Raw genomic sequence first — 20650 nt, forward strand, 5'->3', positions numbered from 1 at the left:
ACATGCCACCTTCTTAAGACTGATTCAATGAAGAAGCAACCCTAAGCAAGATGGCATTGCAATACTGATAAGAATTACTTACGGAGACCCAATTTCTCGATCAATGCGCGATAGCGATCCAAATCTTTGCCTTTGAGGTAATCCAAGAGGCGACGGCGACGTGAAACCATCTTCAACAAGCCGCGACGGCTGTGATGGTCTTTAGCGTTAGCCTTGAAATGGGGGGTTAATTCATTGATGCGGGCTGTTAGCAATGAAACTTGAACTTCAGGGCTACCCGTATCGTTTGCGCTGCGCGCATTTTCTTTGACGATTTCCGCCGTTTTGATATCAGCTACTGCCATTTTTTAATACTCCTTACTTGCGAACACTTGAGCTTTCACCCAAATTGTGTCGTGCCTAATTAAACAAAAAACTAAAAAAGCTTTATAAATCAAAGCCCTTGAATTGTATCAGACTAGGAGCATCTCCTTAACCAATGAAAAAGCCCTCATTAGAGGGCTTTATACATTTTATCGTTTAAAAACAATGACTTAAAGAATTTATATCAAGCCTTAGGGCGTCATTTGAGCATTGAGCTTTGCCTGACTTGGGTCATGTAACTTATTCAAAGCGGATAAATAGGCCTTTGCAGAGGCTGCAATGATGTCAGGATCTGTGCCAACGCCATTTACGATCCGACCGCCCTTAGATAGCCGGACGGTAACCTCGCCTTGCGATTGAGTACCCGAGGTGATTGCATTGACAGAGTACAGCAACTGCTCTGCCCCACTTTTTGCAACCCCTTCAATAGCATTTAAGCTTGCATCCACCGGACCATTTCCCTCAGCCTCGGAGCTAACTTCCTTACCACCCATACGAAAAGTAACGCGAGACTTAGGACGCTCGCCTGTTTCGGAGTGTTGATTCAATGAGACAAAGTGATAAAACTCACCCTCTTCAGCGGCTGCAGCATCCGACATGATCGCGATGATATCTTCGTCGAAAATCTCCGCCTTTTGGTCCGCTAATGCCTTAAAACGTGTAAATGCCTCATTCAAATCTGCTTCAGCTTCAACAGTAATGCCCAATTCTTGCAAGCGCTGTTTAAAAGCATTGCGTCCTGACAATTTGCCTAAAACAATCTTATTGGTTGTCCAACCCACGTCTTCTGCGCGCATGATTTCATAGGTTTCACGATTTTTCAAAATACCGTCCTGATGAATACCAGAGGCGTGCGCGAAAGCATTTGCACCTACAACTGCTTTGTTTGGCTGGACCACAAAACCGGTGATTTGAGAAACCAATTTCGATGCTGGAACAATTTGACTGGCATCAATGCCGCAAACCATATCAAAGTAGTCTTTTCGAGTTCGCAATGACATCACGATCTCTTCCAATGCAGTATTGCCAGCACGCTCACCTAAGCCATTTATAGTGCACTCAATTTGTCGCGCCCCACCAATCTTCACACCGGCCAAGGAATTCGCTACGGCCATTCCTAAATCATTATGGCAATGCACGGACCAAATCGCTTTATCCGAATTTGGTACACGAGTGCGCAAGGTTTTAATGAAGTCTCCATATAACTCCGGAGTAGCGTAACCAACTGTATCTGGAATATTGATTGTTGATGCACCTTCATTAATCACAGCCTCAACCACACGGCACAAGAAATCCATCTCAGAGCGGTAACCATCTTCCGCAGAGAACTCAATATCAGAGGCCAAGTTTCTAGCAAAACGAATGGATCGTTTGGCTTGCTCCAAAACTTCTTCTGGAGACATGCGTAATTTAACCGCCATATGCAATGGGCTGGTAGCCAAAAATGCATGAATACGTTTCGCATTTGCAGCCTGCAAAGCATCAGCAGCCCGGGTGATGTCCTTATCGTTCGCCCTAGCCAATGAACACACAATAGAATCCTTAACGGCAGCAGATACGGCGGAAATTGCTTGAAAATCCCCTTCAGAGCTTGCAGCAAATCCAGCCTCAATCACGTCCACCTTTAATCGCTCGAGCTGACGGGCAATACGAACCTTCTCGTCTTTGGTCATCGACGCGCCAGGGGATTGCTCACCATCACGTAAGGTGGTGTCAAAAATGATTACTTTGTCGCTCATCACTACTCTCCGGTTTGCTAGCTTAATTTACTTAACTTTTAACTCTATTTAAAAACAAAAACCCCAGCAATTTGCTGGGGCTGGTATTGGTGGTTAATGAATGATCTCTATCTCATCAACTCAGGCCTTACCCGCCCCAAGCATAAGGCTTAGTGCTAGCAGAAGAAGGCTGTTTAAATGTGATAAATGTTTCATTATGGATTTACTATACCCCAAAAAAAGGGTTTTAGCTAAAACGTCTACCGCTTAGACGTTCCCACGCCCATATGACGTATCCAGAAGCTGAATAGATCACAAATAAACCAAATAAGGTCAATGGCGGATTGGAGGATATCAGCACAAAGGTTAGGATCAATAGAACCATCACCCCAAATGGCACTCGATACCGGACATCCAAAGCTTTACCACTGTAAAAACGTGCGTTAGACACCATGGTTAGTCCGGCGTAGACCGCAATAAAGAACGTTATCCAAGGAATGGCTGAATCGCGCACTGGAATCTTATTGTCATCAGCCAGCCAAATAAAACCAGCAATCAATGAACCTGCGGCTGGACTAGGGAGCCCTTGAAAGAACTTTTTATCGACAACACCCGTATTGACATTAAAGCGCGCTAGGCGCAAAGCAGCGCCTGCACAATAGGTAAAAGCAGCCAACCAACCCCACTTACCCAAATCTTTTAGGGCCCACTCGTAAGCCACTAAAGCTGGCGCAACTCCAAATGACACCATATCGGCAAGTGAGTCGTACTGCTCGCCAAAAGCGCTTTGGGTGTTAGTCATGCGCGCTACACGACCATCCATTCCGTCCAATACAAGAGAGGCAAAAATTGCTATAGCCGCCACCTGAAATTGATCATTCATCGCATTAACGATGGCGAAAAATCCACTGAACAAAGCGGCGGTTGTAAAGGCATTTGGCAGTAAATAAATACCCTTGCTACGCAAACGTGGCTTCTCAAGTGCGAGCTCCTCGACTTCATAGTCCAGCTCATCACCCATTACTTCAGCCCATTGATCCTCGTTGGTGCTGATGCGACCTGGATTTATGCGACTTCGATGGATTCGACCGCGACGGCGAAATGTGCTCAAAGTTTTTCCAATAATTAAGTGAAATTAATCTAGTCCTGGCACACGTGCCAAAGCGGTATTCGTAGCAAATACTTTATCGCCTACCGATACCAAAGGCTCGGCAGTTAAGGGCAAATAAACATCCACACGAGATCCGAAGCGGATAAACCCATAACGCTCGCCTGCTTTGAGGCGATCTCCCACGTGAATGTAGCAAAGAATACGCCGCGCTATAAGACCAGCAACCTGAACTAAGGTCACGATTTGACCATTCGCATCAATCACAACAGCATTACGCTCATTTTCAGTAGAGGCCTTATCTAAATCCGCATTCACGAATTTGCCAGGAAAGTACTGGATTTCTTTTACCAACCCGTTTACCGCGCTACGATTGGAATGAACATTGAAGACATTCATAAAAACGCTAATCTTCAACGCTTGGCGACCCGCGTATGGATCATTAGTAGTTTCAACAACCACTATACGTCCATCAGCAGGAGATAAAACCAAATCGCGACCGAGCGCAGGAATCCGTTGGGGATCACGAAAGAACTGTAGAACAAAAATAAAGACGACCCACAGTGGCCATGACCACGCAATTCCGCCAAAACGATGAACCAATAGGGATATCACTCCCACTAAAGCCAAATAAGGCCAGCCTTCTTTCGCAATAATGGGATGGGGGTACATCATCTTTGTTCTATGCCTTCTTAATAACTTCTATAAAAAATATGTAACTTCAATCGAGCACTTGTTTAGTTTTTCGTCTGGTCAACTAACTTGTTTTTCGCAATCCAAGGCATCATCGCGCGCAATTTTGCACCTACTACTTCAATATCATGCTCTGCGTTCAAACGACGACGTGAAATCAATGTTGGAGCGCCCGCCTTGTTTTCCAAGATGAAGCTCTTCGCATATTCACCAGTCTGAATATCTTTCAAGCACTGACGCATTGCGTTCTTAGTATCCTCAGTAACGACGCGTGGACCGGTTACATATTCACCGTACTCAGCATTATTGGAGATTGAGTAGTTCATGTTGGCAATACCGCCTTCGTAGATCAAATCCACAATTAACTTGAGCTCATGCAAGCACTCAAAGTAAGCCATCTCAGGAGCGTAACCAGCCTCAACCAAAGTTTCAAAGCCTGCTTTGATCAATTCCACCGCGCCACCGCACAGAACAGCTTGTTCACCGAACAAGTCAGTTTCTGTTTCTTCGCGGAAATTAGTTTCAATAATGCCAGCACGACCACCGCCGTTGGCAGTTGCGTATGACAGAGCAACATCACGAGCTGAGCCAGATTTATCTTGATAGACAGCGATCAAGTGAGGAACGCCACCACCCTGAGAATATGTACCACGAACTGTATGGCCAGGTGCTTTAGGAGCAATCATGATCACATCTAAGTCAGCGCGTGGTTGAACTTGACCATAGTGAACGTTAAAGCCGTGTGCGAATGCGAGCGCAGCACCCTGCTTGATGTTGTTATGAACTTCTTTGTTGTAAACATCTGCAATTTGCTCGTCTGGCAACAACATCATGACTACGTCAGCATCTTTAACAGCATCTGCAACTTCTTTCACGGCCAATCCGGCATTGGCAGCTTTATTCCATGAAGCACCGTTCTTACGCAAACCAACAGTCACATTTACACCAGAATCCTTGAGGTTCAATGCGTGTGCATGGCCTTGTGAACCGTAACCAATGATCGTGACTTTCTTGCCCTTAATGAGGGACAAATCTGCGTCTTTATCGTAAAAAACTTTCATGCTGTTTCCTTCTGTTTAAAAATATCGTTATTAGAGTAATCAATCGGTTTAAAAATTAGACTTTCAAAATACGCTCGCCGCGCCCAATACCAGAGCCTCCTGAACGGACAGTTTCAAGAATAGATGCGCGGTCAATCGAATCGATAAAGGCATCTAACTTAGCGCCATCGCCAGTAAGTTCAATGGTGTAACTCTTATCAGTCACATCAATAATGCGTCCGCGGAAGATATCCGTTGTACGCTTCAGTTCTTCACGCTCTTTGCCTACCGCACGCACTTTAATCATCATCAGTTCGCGCTCGATATGGGGGCCTTCACTCAAATCAAATACCTTAACTACTTCAACCAAGCGATTTAAGTGTTTGGTGATTTGCTCGATCACGTCATCAGATCCAAATGTCACGATCGTCATGCGAGAAAGTGATGGATCTTCAGTTGGCGCAACGCTTAAGGTGTCGATGTTGTAACCGCGAGCTGAGAACAAGCCAACCACACGAGATAAGGCGCCCGGTTCGTTCTCAATAAGTACAGAAATAATGTGTCGCATTAAAGATCCTCACTACCCAAAAGCATTTCAGTAATACCCTTGCCCGCTTGAACCATTGGCCAAACGTTTTCTTCTGGGTCAGTCTGGAAATCCATGAATACAGTACGATCTTTTAAGCGAATCGCCTCTTTAAGCGCACCCTCAACATCAGATTTTTTCTCAATACGCATACCAACATGTCCATAGGCTTCGGCCAACTTCACGAAGTCAGGTAAAGAGTCCATGTAGGAACTAGAGTAACGTTTGTTATAGGTCAGCTCTTGCCACTGACGTACCATACCAAGATAACGGTTATTCAATGACACGATCTTGACTGGAGTGTCATATTGCTTGCATGTAGAAAGCTCTTGAATACACATCTGAATGGAGCCTTCGCCAGTAATCGTGAAAACATCCTTATCAGGAAATGCTTTCTTGATGCCCATGGCGTATGGAAGACCGACTCCCATGGTGCCTAGACCACCAGAATTGATCCAACGACGTGGCTTATCAAACTTGTAGAACTGAGCGGCCCACATTTGATGCTGACCAACGTCAGAGCAAATGAATGCATCGCCACCCGTGAGCTCCCATAGCTTTTGAACAACGTACTGTGGCTTCACGATCTGTGAAGCTTCGTCGTATTTCAAGCAATCTTTTTTACGCCACTCATTGATTTGATCCCACCAAGCGGCAACCTTATCGCCATTCTTGCGTGGACCAGCAGCCTTGAGCTGGGCGGTCATCTCAACTAAGACTTCTTTGAGGTTACCAACGATTGGCACATCCACCTTCACCCGCTTAGAAATTACAGATGGATCGATATCAATATGAATGATCTTGCGTGGATGACTTGCAAAGTGTGCTGTATTACCAATCACGCGATCATCAAAGCGTGCGCCAATTGCAATCAACACATCACTGTGTTGCATTGCCATATTAGCCTCATAGGTTCCGTGCATTCCCAACATGCCAACAAACTGTGGACTTGTGCCTGGGAAGCCGCCAAGCCCCATCAGAGTATTGGTTACTGGGTAACCCAACAAATCCGCAAATTCTTTGAGCTCAGGCGCTGCGTCAGCAAGAATAATACCGCCACCGGTATAGATATATGGGCGCTCAGCTTCTTGCAACAAAGCAATGGCTTTGCGAATTTGACCGCTATGACCTTTGATTACAGGGTTGTAAGAGCGCATCTCCAGCGTCTCTGGATATACGAATGGGCCCTTTGCAGCAGATACATCCTTCGGAATATCAATCAATACTGGACCAGGACGTCCAGTCTGCGCAATATGAAAAGCTTTCTTGAGCACCAATGGCAAATCTTTAACATCCTTCACTAGGAAGTTGTGCTTTACCACTGGGCGAGTGATACCAACGGTATCGGCCTCTTGGAATGCGTCTTCACCGATCGCGTAAGTAGGTACGTTACCGCTAATGATCACCATGGGGATCGAATCCGTGTATGCGGTAGCGATACCGGTAACGGCATTAGTAACGCCAGGTCCCGATGTCACTAGTGCGACACCAACTTTACCGGTTGCACGAGCATAGCCATCGGCTGCATGAACTGCTGCTTGCTCATGTCGTACCAAAATATGTTCGAACTTATCTTGCTTAAAAATTTCGTCGTAGATAAAGAGAACTGATCCACCTGGGTAACCCCAGACGTACTCAACACCCTCTTTGTGCAGTGCATGCACGAGCATCTCAGCACCGATCATTTCTGGAGGCGCTGCTACTGCATTTGTATTTGCTGAGTCTTTGTTAGCTTTAGTAGCTAAAAATTCGGCGCTGCTTGTATTCATTTTCTTTCGTCCTTTGCAATTTTCGGCAAAAAATTGTTTGGTCTGTTCTATCCCCTGCTTTTGGCCTGAGTTCGAACGGCGCTGCTACCGGAAAAACCACTTCGTAAATGAGAATCTAGGTAGTAAGCCCTATATTCTATAGCAATCCCCTAAAATAACTCAATTCTGACCGATTCAGGTGTAATCGACTGCATGGCATCTGCCCAAGAACTATCCGACTTTCTCAGTAGTGTCGAGCAACGCGCTTTTAAGCAAGCGGTTTATGCCGTGCGTGACGATGACGCTGCAATGGATATTGTTCAAGATGCCATGATTAAGCTGGCTGAAAAATACGGGGATAAGCCAGCAGCAGAGCTACCCCTGCTGTTCACCCGAATCTTGCAAAACCGCGTTCATGACTGGTTTCGCCGTCAAAAGGTCCGAAATGCTTGGGTGACCCTCTTTTCCAGCTTGGGCAAAAAAGCCGAAGAAAGCGATGATTTTGACCCTCTAGAGTCACTTTCAGCGCCAGATGACAGCGAAATTCACCAAGATGGAGCAAAACAGCTCGAAAAGAGTCAGCTTTTACAGGCTTTAGAGTCAGAAATCACTAAATTACCTGTGCGTCAACGAGAAGCCTTCCTAATGCGTTATTGGGATGAGCTAAGTATTACCGACACTGCCAAAGCAATGAATTGCAGCGAAGGCAGCGTTAAAACGCATTGCTCCAGAGCAACGCAAACTTTAGCTAAAGCATTGAAATTAAAAGGAATTACCCTGTGAAACACCTTGATGAGACCATGTCACCCATGCAAGCCGATGAATTCGGACGTGCTAGCGCCGCCCTTTTGAGCCAAGGCGCTCAAAATCTGCCCGTCAGCATTAAAGATCGTCTGTATGAAGCACGTCACAAAGCTTTGGCTGTTCGCAAACTCGAGAAAGTTCGCGTCAACCGTGCGGTCTTGGCTAACGTCTCTGGAAATTGGGGTGGCAGCTTTAAATCGTCTAGCAACCTTTGGGACACCCTAGGTTGGGTTGCTCCATTAGTGGTGTTGGTATTTGGTCTGATTGGTATCGCGCAATGGCAGAGTGAATCTCGCATCAATGATATTGCCGAAGTTGACGCTGCATTACTAACTGATGATGTTCCGCCAGATGCTTATGCTGACAGTGGATTTATGGCCTTCCTTAAGAATGGCCCGCTATCGGATTCTGAAGACTCAACTCATGAGCTATCACCAAGTAAATAAGCTTGGCTATGATGGTTCACACAATGAAGCTTATCCAGAACTTCACGAGCAATGCCTTGATGGCTGCAATGCTAGTGTTGCCAGCTTTGTGTGGCACAAGCGTTTATGGTCAAAATACTTCTCCGCCTCACGGAAAAACTGCTGCAATACAAGCAAAAACACCTGACGGAACCTGGGATAGCCTAAGCCCAGCTCAGCAAAAAATCCTGGAGCCCCTTGAGAGCGACTGGGACTACATGCTTCCTGATAGCCGAAAAAAATGGATTTATGTTTCAAACATATACCCAAAAATGACTGCCACAGATCAAGAGCGGCTCCAATCACGCATGACCAGTTGGTCTAAGCTTTCTCAGCGGGATAGACGCATTGCCCGCGAAAACTATCTCACCAGCCTGAAATTCCCTGCAGAAAAAAAAGCTGAGGCATGGAGCGCTTATCAAAAATTAAGCGAGGAGCAAAAAAAGAAGTTAGCGGAGATGGAGTCCAAGAAAAAACCAAACGCTACCAACGCCCCAACTTTGCAGCAACATGCAATCAAACGAGAAACCACCCCAGCCCCTGCTGCCCCAAACCCACGCGCAGTACAAATAACTACGCCTGAAGCGAGTTCAGCGCCGACTTCAACTCCTAGCACCACTGAAAACCAGTAAGCCCCACTCTAATGACTCCTGCTGAGTTCAATGTATTACCTGCGCCACAATTTTGGCGTCGTGTTTGTTGCGGTCTTTATGAGCAACTTGTGTTGCTGGGTGTAATTGCATTTACTTTTCTCGTACCCAATTTGGCGCTAGGCATTCTTTTTGGAATTTCTCTTCCTAGCTGGCTGAGTTTTTTTTATTTGTACTCAGTGTTGGGCGTTTACTTTGTTTGGTACTGGACAAAGTCAGGCCAAACACTAGCTATGCAAACTTGGCGTATTCGTATCATCGACTTAAATGGTTTTAATCTAACTAGACGGCAAGCGATTTGGCGCTATGTATACGGATCCCTATGGCTTTTTCCTTGTGTAATCTTGCAGTGGAGCTTTCATCTAGAGAAATGGCAAATTATTGAAATGTTATTTGCAGTTGCTTTGTTCATTTGGCCAGTGAGTATTTTCCTAGACAGACGTAGCCCCTCCATACGCCAGAGCCTTCCAGATAGATTGGCAAACTCGAGATTAGTTGAATTACCAAAGGATCTGGTAAAGCTTTCTTAATTTGAATTAGCACTCACGCAGACATTGCACTGCTGTGGCACCCTGGATACGTTTTTGAAAACGATAACCCGCCAATAGAGTGGAGCTAATGCCAAGCACAAGACCCAAAATGATGGCTTGCGCAAAGGCATTGAATTGAATATCCATAACATAGCGCCCTAGACACCATGAAGCTAGCCCAGCAGATAGCCCTGCCAATAAGCCAGCTACCCCACCAATAATCAGTAATTCGGTAATTCCGATGCGCTTCAAAATCGGTTTTGATGCACCAATAGCCTTTAATAAGGCAGCATTACGGTAACGCTCATCTTGGGTAGCCGCCATCGCAGTAAGCAATACCAGAATTGCCGCTAATAGCGTAAATATGAACAACAAGCCCAATGCGGTAGATAGCCTATTAAGTACATCTTGAATCTGCTGTAACGATGCGGAGACATCCACCATTGTGACATTAGGATAGGCTTGGTTAATCTGAAAATCCAAACTAGCTAAATTTGGTGCCTGATAGTAAGAAGTAATCCATGATTGCGGCATTGATTGCAATAAAGCTGGCGGCATAATTACAAAGAAATTAACTCGCATAGAACTCCAATCCAATTTACGGATAGAAGTAATTGGCGCACTAACCACTTCACCTGCAACCTCATAAGTTAATTGATCGCCCAGTTTGAGCTTTAATGTCTTAGCAATGCCTGACTCAATAGAGATTTGTGGATGATCTCCTGAAATCCATTCTCCCGATAAAATACGATTGCCAACAGGTAGTTGATCGGTGTAAGAGAGATTAAATTCTCGATCAACCAGACGTCTAGCGTTCTCATCGGTATAGCTAGCGGGCGATATATCAACACCATTGACTTGAACTAAACGACCTCTGACCATTGGGTAAAAATCAGGCTTAGGTGCGCCAGAGGATTCAATGAGTTTAGCTAGAGGCGTCTTTTGATTCTCTTGCACGTTAATCATGAAACGATTGGGTGCATTCAGTGGAATATTTTCACGCCACGCATTTAACAAGTCTTGTCTTAGCAAGAAAATCAGCAGGATCGCCAGAATAGCAATGCCAAGCGCCGTTATTTGCATTACAGCAAAACTTGAACGACGCACCATTGCCATATAGGCAAAGCATGTTGCAAATTGACGTAGTGAAATTTTGGATATAAGCAATAAAGAAAGGCGAGCGCACAATGAAAAAAAGAGTAATGAGCCAATAAAACTGAGGCCTACCCATAGCGCCAACTTCCAATCACGGGCCACTAACATAATCAGGATAGCGCAACTGACGAGCGCCAATCCAAATACCCAAAGCGTTGAGGCGCTAGCAAACTCAAACTCTTTTCGAATTAAACGAATAGGCGACACAGACGAGAGACTCAGTAAAGGTGGGCCTGCGAATGCAAGTAACAACACCCAAGTGAATGTCGTGCTCCAGAGCATCGGCAGCAAGGACGGCATTGGTAATGAAGCAACCAACAAATTACCTAATAATTGCGTCAGAATTTCTTGCGTAAGGAGGCCGATAGGAGATCCTATGACCGCAGACAATAACCCCAAGGACAACATCGTAGCGAATTGTTTATTCAGAATTAGCCTTCTGCTCGCACCAAAGCATTTCCAGGTGGCGTATACATCTGCCTGTCCAACTGCGTAACGTCTTGCAGATAAAGCAATCGCTACCGCAGAAATCATTGCGGTAAGCAAAGCGATTAAAGATAAAAATTGCTCAGCCCTCTCTAGTGTCTTACGCATCATAGGTTGCGCGTTCTCAAGGGTCTCAATACGAATACCGCGTAAATTTTGAGCATCAATAAATCGCACTGCCCACTTACGATAAGTAGCAACCTCTTTGTCAGAACCCGCTAGCAATAATCGATAAGTGACGCGACTCCCCATGCCCACCAAGCCAGTTGATGACAAATCATCTAATGACATCATGATGCGCGGCGCGAAATTCATAAAGCCGGCACCACGATCAAGCTCTCTCGTTAGCACACCCTTAATCTGAAACTGGCGATCACCTAAGCGTAGCTCATCCCCCAGCTGTAATTGCAGGTTTCGGAGAATGGCTGGCTCCACCCAAACAGTACCAGCACTCGGCCCCTGCTGTTGAAGCGCTTCTTTAGAAGAATCTGCTCCAAGCGGATAGATTGCTAAAGATCCGCGCAAAGGATAATTTTCACTAACCGCTTTAATAGAAGCCAGTTTGCTTTGATTGCTGCTACTTGCCATACTTGGAAATACGACGGTTTGAGCCGTTGTTAAACCAATTTGACTTGCATGCTCAATTAAACCTTGTGGGATCGCTTGATCAGCCACAATCAATAAATCCGATGCCAGCAGTTGACGCGAATCAAACTCGAAAGCCCGATGCATTCGATCTGCCAAAAAACTAACGCTTGTTAGCGCGCTAACAGAAATCACCAAAGCAGCAAGCAACCACCTGAGCTCTTTTGAGCGCAGGTCTTGTCGCAAACCGCTAAAGAGATTGTGCAGCCGGGTAATCAAATCGCCTGAATCTGACCGCCATCAATCCGCATAATGGTGCCAGTAATGAATGAGGCATTCTGACTCGCTAAGAAGGCAGCTGCATCGCCATACTCTCTTGGGTCGCCATAACGCCCCATGGGTATTTGACGTAGGCTAGCCTTAACAACTTCTTCATAGCTTGTGCCTTCTCGCTTTGCTCGCGCTTCATCTAATTGACGTAAGCGATCTGTCGCAACACGTCCTGGCATGATGACGTTGACAGTAATACCCTCAGCGGCAACTTCCGCGGCTAAAGTTTTGGACCAACCCAGCAATGCGGCACGTAAGGTATTGGAAATTGCTAAGTTTTTAATAGGTGCGATTGCGCCAGAAGTAGTGCTGGTAATAATACGGCCCCACTGACGTTGACGCATGCCTGGCAAGACGCGATCGGTAATAGCAATGAGCGAAAGCACCATGTCATTAAAGCTCTTTTGCCATAAGGCAGGATCTTGTCCAGCAGCCGGCGTAGGGGGAGGTCCGCCGGTGTTATTGATCAAAATATCAATTGGGCCAAGCTCTTGCTCTACTTTTGATACCAAACTATCAATCACCGATGCATCAGATAGATCCCAATTCAGGGCTAAGGCCTCACCACCTAAAGCTTCGATAAGCTCTACGGATTTCTGCAGGCCCTCAGGGCTTCGACCAGTAACCGCTACTTTGACGCCTTCACGTGCCAAAGATAGTGCCATTGCCTGACCCAAACCTCGGCTCGAAGCCATCACTAATGCAACTTTACCTTTAATGCCTAGATCCATAATATCTCCAATATTTTTTATTTTTATTTGCTTGAGATCTTAATCCAAAGCCAATTTTTGCTTTGCCACAACCTCTTTGTAAACCGCGTATTCCGCTTTAATCTCTTTGGAAAAGGCCTCCGGTCCATTTACATTGATGATTGAACCCGTCTCTTCAATCCGTTTCTTTACCGCTGGATCAGCTACTACAACTTTTAGTGCGGCATAGTATTTCTCGACAATATCTTTGGGAATGCCTGCCGGGCCTAATAAGCCGTAATATGCCATGCGGTTTACAGGAGCTAAACCCACTTCCGAGAATGTTGGCACGTTAGGTAATTGAGCTAAACGCTTAGGCGCAGCGATCACAATAGGCACTAGTTTGCCGTCCTTCACAAAAGGTAGGGTTGAAGGTAGGTTATCAAAAATCATTGATACCTGACCGCCCACAGTATCAGCTAGCGCAGGTCCTGCACCGCGATAAGGGATGTGCACGATGTATACGCCCGCCAAACTTTTAAATAATTCCGTTTGCAAATGACCAATGCCACCTGTCCCTGAGCTCGAATATGAATACTTTCCAGGGTTAGCCTTCAACACAGCTAAAAATGTTTTGAAGTCTTTTGCAGGAAAAGCAGGATTGACCGCAATAATGTTTGGAGTTGCGGCGATGTTGCTAATAGCCGTGAAATCCGTAATGGGATCGTAACCAATCTTAGGGTTAATAGCTGGGTTTGCCGCAGTAGTAGAGACTGTAGCCATACCAATGGTGTACCCATCCTTAGGAGCTCGCATTACCTCTAGCGCACCAATTGAACCACCCCCACCTGCTTTGTTTTCAACAATGACTGGCTGGCCTAGCTGACGACCTAATGCATCACCTACAGAACGAGCAATGATGTCAGTGCTACCCCCCGGTGCAAATGGCACAATCAAGCGGATTGGCTTGTTAGGGAAGTTTTGGGCTACTGAAGAGCCGCTGAACAATAAAGTTGTCGCACTAACTATTGATGCAACCAATGCTTGTATATTGCTTTGTTTCATAAATTCTTCATCCTATTGTCCTAATGCTTTTGGTAAATTACCAGCATATTGATTTAACTGATTTTCATACTCTTTTAGTATTTCTGCTAAAGCCTGTTGCTGACCTATTACCAAAGCTTGTGGCGTGTTGTCTTTAAGGGCAACGCGCTTAGTGTAGCGATTCGTCCCAATTAAAGAATTTCCTTTGGCACCATTGGTATAGCTTAGTAAAAACTCCATACTGACTACAGCCTCGGGCCTTACACGGTAATCACCATATAACTCGTTAACAGTTGCTTGCAATAAGTAATAAGAAAAATAACTATTTCCTTGGCCTAAAGCAGCCGAGAATATATTCGATTGATTGATCCACTGACGTTCGGCGTTCACAATCATCTCGGAAGGTATTGAGGTATAGACGTTATAAAAATCCTTTTCATAACGGGCATCCCCAAGTCGATAAACCAAGGATTTACCATCAAATGGTGGTGCTACTGCTACTGGACCAATTTTTAACCAATAATCTGTGAGAGTCTTGCGCGGAGGTCCCTCGCGTACTGGAGAAACCATCCAACTTGTTGGCGTAACAGGAGCACGAGTTGGTAATGAACAAGCGCTCAATACCAATGCTGTAGCAAATAACAAAAAGGGTTTCATCATTTTTGCGCTCCTGACTGCGCTTGAGTGCCATTCATGGGTAGCGTGATTTTGGCTGGTGGCTCACCCCAAATAATGCTGGATGGCGACTGGCTGGCAATACGCGAAAACTCATTTAATTGTTCGCTGGTTTGCTTCAGGTTCTCAATCGTGAGTTGTGTATCGCCCTGCATACTGGTAACTGTTTGACGAATCGCCACCATGGTACCAATTAACTCACGCATCAATATAGTGAGCTCATCTTTATCGGTTACCTTAGCAATGCGCTCGAGGATCACATTCATATCCTTAACCGATTGAACCAAACCAGCATTATCTTTGCCATTTCCAGACATCAAGATATTGAGGTTGCTTAGCAAGGAGTCAAATTTTTTCTGCGTAGCTTCAATATTGACTTCATTGAGAGCTCCGACTAATTTCTGAACCCCAGAAATAATTTCATCTGCCTGATTTGGCAATGAGGGAACAACTGGGTATTCTGGCTTCCAAGAGTAAGCCAACGGCGGATAATCATGAGCGCTAATGGGAGAAAAATCAAACTCAATATAGTTCACACCCGTAATGCCCATAGACTTAACACGAGCACGCAAACTATTGCGAACAAAATCAGCCACCTGTTTTTGATCTACTTTTTCACCAAAAATCTGCATACGAACGACCACATACTGTTTACGCTCTTTAAAGGGCATATCATCTTCATAAACATCACCGGTTAAACCGATGAAGCTAACTTGACCAATCTTGACACCCCTAAAGCGCACCGCTGCACCAGTATCTAATCCTGTTACCGATTGTTTAATGTAGGTCTCAACATAAAAAGATTTCTTAAATATCTGACCTGAGCCAAAAATTAATATTGCCGCAATCAAAGCACCGATAGCCGCTAAAACAAAAATGCCTAGACGAAAGTAATTGGGATTTGAGTTATTGCTCATTCAGCTTCCTTGCTCATAATGCGATTAAAGAATTGGTGTACACGTGGATCGGTACTGGTATCGCGTAGCGTCTTTGGATCTCCCTCGGCAATAATGCCTTTGACATCCTTATCTAACATAATGACTTTATCGGCGATAGCGTAGATGCTTGCTAACTCATGAGAAACAATCACAAAGGTAATGCCTAAATTTTTAGACAAATCCATAATGGTCTGATCCAGGTCGGCCGAAGTGATGGGATCCAAACCTGCTGATGGTTCATCCAAAAATAAAATTCTGGGATTGAGCGCCATTGCTCTAGCAATCGCAGCACGTTTTTGCATACCTCCGCTGATTTCATTTGGCATATAGGATTCATAAGGCAACAACCCCACCAAATCAAGTTTGCAGCGTGCCAACAAGTCCATTTGCATTTGGGTCAGTTGGGTATATTCCTGCATAAACAGGGTAACGTTCTCCAATAAATTCATGGAGCCAAACAAAGCGCCCTGCTGATACATCACTCCAAATCCAGTCATGATATGTTGACGCTCTGCTCCTTGGGCGGTTGTGATGTTTTGACCCTCGATCCAAACATCACCTGCAAGGGGCTGATATAGGCCAAACAAGTTTTTGAGAAGACTGGATTTACCGCAACCAGAACCACCCAAAATGACGAAGATCTCACCATTATTTACAGTGAAATTGAGGTTTTGCATTAATACACGAGTGCCATAACCAACTGTGAGATTTTTTACCTCAATTGCATATTTACTCGCGTCATTAGATTGACTTGGAATGGGGTTCGAAAGGATTGAAGTAGTCATCAGAACCCAGTCTTGTAAGAGATAACCGCAAAAATACCGTCAACCAAAACGATCATCACAATGCTGCTCACAACGGCACGTGTTGCAGAAATACCTACAGCAGCAGCACCTGTACCTGTTTGCATGCCACGCAAGCATCCCATTGCTGATACCACCACACCAAACATGGTCGCTTTTACTAAACCAGAAAAGATGTCTTCCAAGTCAACGGCACTGAGCATACCGTTATAGAAATTAATAAATGGAATACCGTAAATAAGCATAGTGAACATTGATGCTATAACGCTCACGATATCAGCATACAAAGTCAAAATGGGCGCAACCAAGATTCCCGCTAGAACACGTGGCACGACTAAAAAACGAATTGGACTCAGACCTCCTGTTACCAGGGCATCAACCTCGCTATTGACGGTCATAGTGCCAATTTCTGCTGCAAAGGCAGCAGAGGATCTGCCCGCTAACAAAATAGCGGTAATTAAAGGACCCATCTCGCGAACAATACCTAAGGCAGCTAAAGGACCTACAAATGAAACTGCGCCAAACTGCTTCATACCAATTGCAGCCTGAAACGAAACAATCACGCCAATCAAGAATGAAACTAAGCCAACAATTGGCAATGCTGCAATACCAGCTTCCACTGCAGCATTTACAAAATCACCCCAACGCACCTGGCGAATATGGCGCACCGACCAAGCCAAATCAGAAGATAAGTGCCCTAAGAAAGTAATCAGCCCTCTTGCATCATTAAGCAAGTTTTGAGCGGCTAACCCCACACCAACAACAAAATTTATCTTTGGCTTGGGGAGTACAGCAGGAAAAAGATTGCTAATTGGTTGAAACTCTTTGAGCAATGGCTGATATCGACTCTCTAGCCCCTGCAATTCAAATTGAGCTCCCGCCTTTTCTTGAACTTCTTGTGTATTAATTAAAAAGGCAATTGCTGCGCCATCCATTGCTGATGCTTGCGAAGCATCAAAAGTCAATCTTGCAGCTTTTAATTCATTTCCAGAAAACTGATTGAGCCAAGTCTGTTGATTGTTTTGTATTTCTGTCCAAATACCACCCAAGCTATAAATGTTGACATCACCAATCAGGGAAATTTTGGCATGATTGGTATCGAGCTGAGTCCAAGAGGCCACAGATGGCATTGTTACAACAGGGGCTTGGTTAATGGTGTCGGAAACGCTCATAAACAGACTATAAGGGATCTACATGAATGCAATGAGAAACGTCTAAACCAAAACATCTATGAAAAAGGGCCCAGTTTTTCAACTAGGCCCCGTGTAAGGTGGTGCGGCTGGCAGGAATTGAACCCACGACCCCTTGGTTCGTAGCCAAGTACTCTATCCAGCTGAGCTACAGCCGCAACAGCCATAATTATGCCATGGAAGAGAAGAACTACATCACTCCCGCAGGACACGAGCGGATTAAAGCAGAGCTTCTGCAGCTCCTAAACCTTGATAGACCGGAGGTTGTCAAGGTGGTTCATTGGGCGGCAAGCAACGGTGACCGATCTGAAAACGGTGACTATATCTACGGAAAAAAGCGGCTTCGGGAGATTGATCGGCGAATTCGGTTTCTCAATAAACGCCTCGAATTGGCTGTGGTAGTAGACAATTCTGCTCGAAAAACAGGCGACACCAATGCCGAACAAATCTTCTTTGGGGCAACAGTGACCTACTCACCACTGGCTGGCAAGGATGCTGGAAAAGAGATTGAAGTTACCATTGTTGGCGTTGATGAGGTAGATCTTGAAAAAAACCATGTTAGCTGGGTTTCCCCAATTGCTAAAGCCTTAATTAAATCAAGATTGGGTGATTGCGTAATGATCCAAACCCCAACGGGCTCTATTGAAATTGAAATTCTGAACGTACAGTATCTGTGAAGTTTTTACAGACAGATTTAAAGCGCGCGCGTGCGGGTAACGCGCATGACGTCAGGATTTGTGCGCAAGCTTCGCATGACTTTTGAAAGGTGTAAGCGATCATAGACTTGGATCGTAAATCGGATCGTTACAGAATCTTCTTTAAAGCGGTCTTCCATAGACACATTCATGATGTTCGAGTCTGCAGCAGTCACACTACTGGCAACCCGTGCCAATACACCTTTGCCTTGTCTCGTATCAATTGCTAGATCAACTTCAAATTCACGGTTGAGATCTTTGCCCCACTCCACCTCTACCCACTTATCGCTATCTTTTGAAAGCATACGCAAGGCAACTGGGCAATCATTTGTATGCACTTGCAAGCCCTCGCCTTTGCCCAAATAACCAATGATGTTATCGCCAGGGATTGGATGACAACAAGATTGGAAGTGGATTGAGTTACCCTCCCGACCATCCACTAGGATGGCTTGGCGCTGATGATGGAATGGATCTTGACTAGGGCTTACCCAATCAGCAGCACCCAAGCGCATTTGCTCAGAACCGCCTTCATCGTCAATCAATATCTTCAAACGAATAGCCAATTCTTGTGGTGAGCGACGTCCTAATGCAATATTGACGCAAGCCTCTTCACGAGTTTTATCGCCAGTCCAATGCATTAATTTTTCCCAAATCTCAGGCGTTAAAAGTGCTGCATCAACGCCCTGTTGGCGCAAACTATTAGCCAGGAGACGCTCGCCCAACTGTAGAGATTCTGAATAATGCTTTGTTTTAAGAGAGTGACGTATAGATGCCCTTGCTTTGCCTGTGCGCACAAATGCTAGCCAACCTGGATTAGGTTGAGAATTTGCGGAGGTGATCACTTCAATAATGTCACCGTTCTTTAGTTCGCTACGCAGTGGCAATTGCAAACCATTAATCTTTACTGCAACACAGGTATTACCCAAGTCACTATGAATTGAATATGCAAAGTCGAGAGCGGTTGCCCCTCGCGGTAAGGCCCGAATCTGTCCCGCTGGAGTAAACACATAAACCGCATCGGGAAATAAATCGATCTTTACATGCTCTAAGAATTCTTGAGAGTCTCCGCTACTGTCCTGAATATCAATCAGCGACTGCAACCATTGGTGTGCGCGATTTTGCACCTCACTCATATCCGGCGAGCCTTCTTTGTAGGCCCAGTGAGCCGCCACTCCAGCTTCAGCCACAGCATGCATATCAGCAGTGCGAATTTGGAACTCCACGGGTACACCAGATGGGCCCAATAACGTCGTATGCAAAGACTGATAGCCGTTGAGTTTAGGAATCGCAATATAGTCCTTAAATTTGCCTGGCATCGGCTTATAAAGCGAGTGAAGAATACCTAATGCACGATAGCATTCATCAATTGTGCTAACCGTCACCCGAAAGGCATAAACATCTAAGACTTGCGAAAAGCTCACATGCTTGGTGCGCATCTTTTTATAGATGCTATACAACGTTTTTTCACGGCCACGGAGATCTACCTCAAGATTAGCTTTTGCAAAAGCCATACGAGAGGCCTGCAAAATTTTTTCCACCATCTCTTTGCGATTACCACGAGCTCGTTTTACGGCACCTTCAATCACCCGAAAACGCATCGGCATTGAATAACGAAAACTCAGATCTTGCAAATCACGATAAATCACGTTTAGACCAAGTCGATGGGCTACTGGCGCATAGATTTCGATTGTTTCGGCTGCAACTCTACGGCGCTTTTCCATAGGGACTGCATCCAGCGTTCGCATATTGTGCGTACGATCAGCCAGCTTGACTAATATGACACGCACATCTCGCGCCATTGCCATAAACATCTTGCGAAAACTCTCAGCCTGAGCCTCAGCGTGACTTTGAAACTCCAACTTATCAAGCTTGGTGAGACCCTCTACAAGCTCAGCAACTTTGTTGCCAAACTTTTCTACTAAATCAGCCTTTGTGCTACCCGTGTCCTCAATCACATCGTGCAAAAGTGCAGCCATGATTGATGGAGCATCGAGGCGCCAAGTAGCACAGAGTTCTGCTACGGCAACCGGGTGAGTAATATAAGGCTCACCGCTGTGACGATACTGTCCAAGATGCGCAGCATCGGCAAACTGAAAGGCTTTTTTAATCTGAACAACCTCTTCGGGCTTGAGGTAGCCGATTTTTGAGAGTAAGCCATCTATTGAGACGACTTGGTGCTTTAAGGGAAGGCTGGGGGCAGAAGTTGGGCCAAATAGGTGGCGACTTGATTGAGCAAGAAGGCTTGCAATAATCGACTTCTTGCTTGTTTCTTGTCCCGCAGAATCGAGAGCGTTTTGCTCGGGCAAACGACTCTGATCCTTAGGCGCAGAATCGCCTACGAATTCCGATGTGTTTT

At 45.3% G+C, this 20650-nt stretch carries 20 protein-coding genes and 1 tRNA gene; 5 read left to right on the top strand and 16 right to left on the bottom strand.

Going from position 1 to position 20650, the window contains the following annotated elements; genetic code table 11:
* Nucleotides 1-74: 74 nt before the first annotated feature.
* The 7 genes from rpsO to NHB34_RS05345 form a co-directional block, all read right to left on the bottom strand.
* The gene (gene rpsO, locus NHB34_RS05315; RefSeq protein WP_068323724.1) at nucleotides 75-344 is read right to left on the bottom strand and encodes a 30S ribosomal protein S15; all 270 of its coding nucleotides are present in this window, start codon (nucleotides 342-344) and stop codon (nucleotides 75-77) included.
* 210 nt (nucleotides 345-554) lie between these two features.
* Complete coding sequence (locus NHB34_RS05320) at nucleotides 555-2102, bottom strand: 2-isopropylmalate synthase (protein WP_353426603.1); 1548 nt, start codon at nucleotides 2100-2102, stop codon at nucleotides 555-557.
* Nucleotides 2103-2328: 226 nt separating this feature from the next.
* Nucleotides 2329-3135: a CDP-diacylglycerol--serine O-phosphatidyltransferase gene (pssA, locus tag NHB34_RS05325; RefSeq protein ID WP_353428552.1), complete on the bottom strand. Its 807-nt coding sequence runs from the start codon at nucleotides 3133-3135 to the stop codon at nucleotides 2329-2331.
* Nucleotides 3136-3216: 81 nt separating this feature from the next.
* Nucleotides 3217-3864 carry a phosphatidylserine decarboxylase gene (locus tag NHB34_RS05330; RefSeq protein ID WP_353426604.1) on the bottom strand — a complete coding sequence of 216 codons (648 nt, stop codon included), beginning with the start codon at nucleotides 3862-3864 and terminating at the stop codon, nucleotides 3217-3219.
* A gap of 62 nt (nucleotides 3865-3926) precedes the next feature.
* Nucleotides 3927-4943, bottom strand: a complete 1017-nt coding sequence (gene ilvC, locus NHB34_RS05335) for a ketol-acid reductoisomerase (protein WP_353426605.1) — start codon at nucleotides 4941-4943, stop codon at nucleotides 3927-3929.
* Nucleotides 4944-4998: 55 nt separating this feature from the next.
* A complete protein-coding gene (gene ilvN, locus NHB34_RS05340) occupies nucleotides 4999-5490 on the bottom strand; it encodes an acetolactate synthase small subunit (protein WP_011902903.1) in 492 nt (163 codons plus the stop codon).
* On the bottom strand, nucleotides 5490-7277 hold the full coding sequence (locus NHB34_RS05345) for an acetolactate synthase 3 catalytic subunit (protein ID WP_353426606.1): 1788 nt from the start codon (nucleotides 7275-7277) through the stop codon (nucleotides 5490-5492). The genes ilvN and NHB34_RS05345 overlap by 1 nt, the downstream gene beginning before the upstream one ends.
* A 192-nt stretch (nucleotides 7278-7469) precedes the next feature.
* On the opposite strand from NHB34_RS05345, the gene NHB34_RS05350 reads away from it, so the two are divergent.
* Genes NHB34_RS05350 through NHB34_RS05365 form a run of 4 tightly spaced genes read left to right on the top strand, consistent with a single transcriptional unit; the run spans nucleotide 7470 to nucleotide 9704 of the window.
* Complete coding sequence (locus NHB34_RS05350) at nucleotides 7470-8039, top strand: RNA polymerase sigma factor (RefSeq protein WP_353426607.1); 570 nt, start codon at nucleotides 7470-7472, stop codon at nucleotides 8037-8039.
* Entirely contained in the window at nucleotides 8036-8506 is a 471-nt protein-coding gene (locus NHB34_RS05355) for a DUF3619 family protein (RefSeq protein WP_353426608.1), read from the top strand. Before NHB34_RS05350 ends, NHB34_RS05355 begins: the two co-directional genes overlap by 4 nt.
* A gap of 23 nt (nucleotides 8507-8529) precedes the next feature.
* On the top strand, nucleotides 8530-9156 hold the full coding sequence (locus NHB34_RS05360) for a DUF3106 domain-containing protein (protein ID WP_353426609.1): 627 nt from the start codon (nucleotides 8530-8532) through the stop codon (nucleotides 9154-9156).
* An 11-nt stretch (nucleotides 9157-9167) separates the two neighbouring features.
* Complete coding sequence (locus NHB34_RS05365; protein WP_353426610.1) at nucleotides 9168-9704, top strand: RDD family protein; 537 nt, start codon at nucleotides 9168-9170, stop codon at nucleotides 9702-9704.
* A 6-nt stretch (nucleotides 9705-9710) separates the two neighbouring features.
* On the opposite strand, the gene NHB34_RS05370 is transcribed toward NHB34_RS05365, so the two are convergent.
* From NHB34_RS05370 to NHB34_RS05405, 8 genes are all read right to left on the bottom strand, one after another.
* The gene (locus NHB34_RS05370) at nucleotides 9711-12209 is read right to left on the bottom strand and encodes an ABC transporter permease (protein WP_353426611.1); all 2499 of its coding nucleotides are present in this window, start codon (nucleotides 12207-12209) and stop codon (nucleotides 9711-9713) included.
* Entirely contained in the window at nucleotides 12206-12991 is a 786-nt protein-coding gene (locus NHB34_RS05375; protein WP_353426612.1) for an SDR family oxidoreductase, read from the bottom strand. The genes NHB34_RS05370 and NHB34_RS05375 overlap by 4 nt, the downstream gene beginning before the upstream one ends.
* A 39-nt stretch (nucleotides 12992-13030) precedes the next feature.
* Nucleotides 13031-14014 carry a tripartite tricarboxylate transporter substrate binding protein BugE gene (locus NHB34_RS05380; RefSeq protein ID WP_353426613.1) on the bottom strand — a complete coding sequence of 328 codons (984 nt, stop codon included), beginning with the start codon at nucleotides 14012-14014 and terminating at the stop codon, nucleotides 13031-13033.
* 12 nt (nucleotides 14015-14026) lie between these two features.
* Nucleotides 14027-14653: a hypothetical protein gene (locus NHB34_RS05385; RefSeq protein ID WP_353426615.1), complete on the bottom strand. Its 627-nt coding sequence runs from the start codon at nucleotides 14651-14653 to the stop codon at nucleotides 14027-14029.
* A complete protein-coding gene (locus NHB34_RS05390) occupies nucleotides 14650-15585 on the bottom strand; it encodes an MlaD family protein (RefSeq protein ID WP_353426616.1) in 936 nt (311 codons plus the stop codon). The genes NHB34_RS05385 and NHB34_RS05390 overlap by 4 nt, the downstream gene beginning before the upstream one ends.
* Entirely contained in the window at nucleotides 15582-16391 is an 810-nt protein-coding gene (locus NHB34_RS05395; protein WP_353426617.1) for an ATP-binding cassette domain-containing protein, read from the bottom strand. The genes NHB34_RS05390 and NHB34_RS05395 overlap by 4 nt, the downstream gene beginning before the upstream one ends.
* Nucleotides 16391-17581, bottom strand: coding sequence for an ABC transporter permease (locus NHB34_RS05400; RefSeq protein WP_353426618.1), 1191 nt, complete (start codon nucleotides 17579-17581; stop codon nucleotides 16391-16393). The genes NHB34_RS05395 and NHB34_RS05400 overlap by 1 nt, the downstream gene beginning before the upstream one ends.
* 99 nt (nucleotides 17582-17680) lie before the next feature.
* Nucleotides 17681-17757: transfer RNA gene (locus NHB34_RS05405), tRNA-Arg, on the bottom strand.
* 18 nt (nucleotides 17758-17775) lie between these two features.
* Between NHB34_RS05405 and greB the strand changes: the two genes are divergently transcribed.
* The gene (gene greB / locus NHB34_RS05410) at nucleotides 17776-18276 is read left to right on the top strand and encodes a transcription elongation factor GreB (RefSeq protein ID WP_353426620.1); all 501 of its coding nucleotides are present in this window, start codon (nucleotides 17776-17778) and stop codon (nucleotides 18274-18276) included.
* 17 nt (nucleotides 18277-18293) lie between these two features.
* On the opposite strand, the gene NHB34_RS05415 is transcribed toward greB, so the two are convergent.
* A complete protein-coding gene (locus NHB34_RS05415) occupies nucleotides 18294-20600 on the bottom strand; it encodes a bifunctional (p)ppGpp synthetase/guanosine-3',5'-bis(diphosphate) 3'-pyrophosphohydrolase (RefSeq protein WP_353428553.1) in 2307 nt (768 codons plus the stop codon).
* Nucleotides 20601-20650 lie beyond the last annotated feature (50 nt).

Origin of the sequence: Polynucleobacter sp. MWH-UH19D (assembly GCF_040409795.1) — a bacterium.
Lineage (GTDB): Bacteria > Pseudomonadota > Gammaproteobacteria > Burkholderiales > Burkholderiaceae > Polynucleobacter.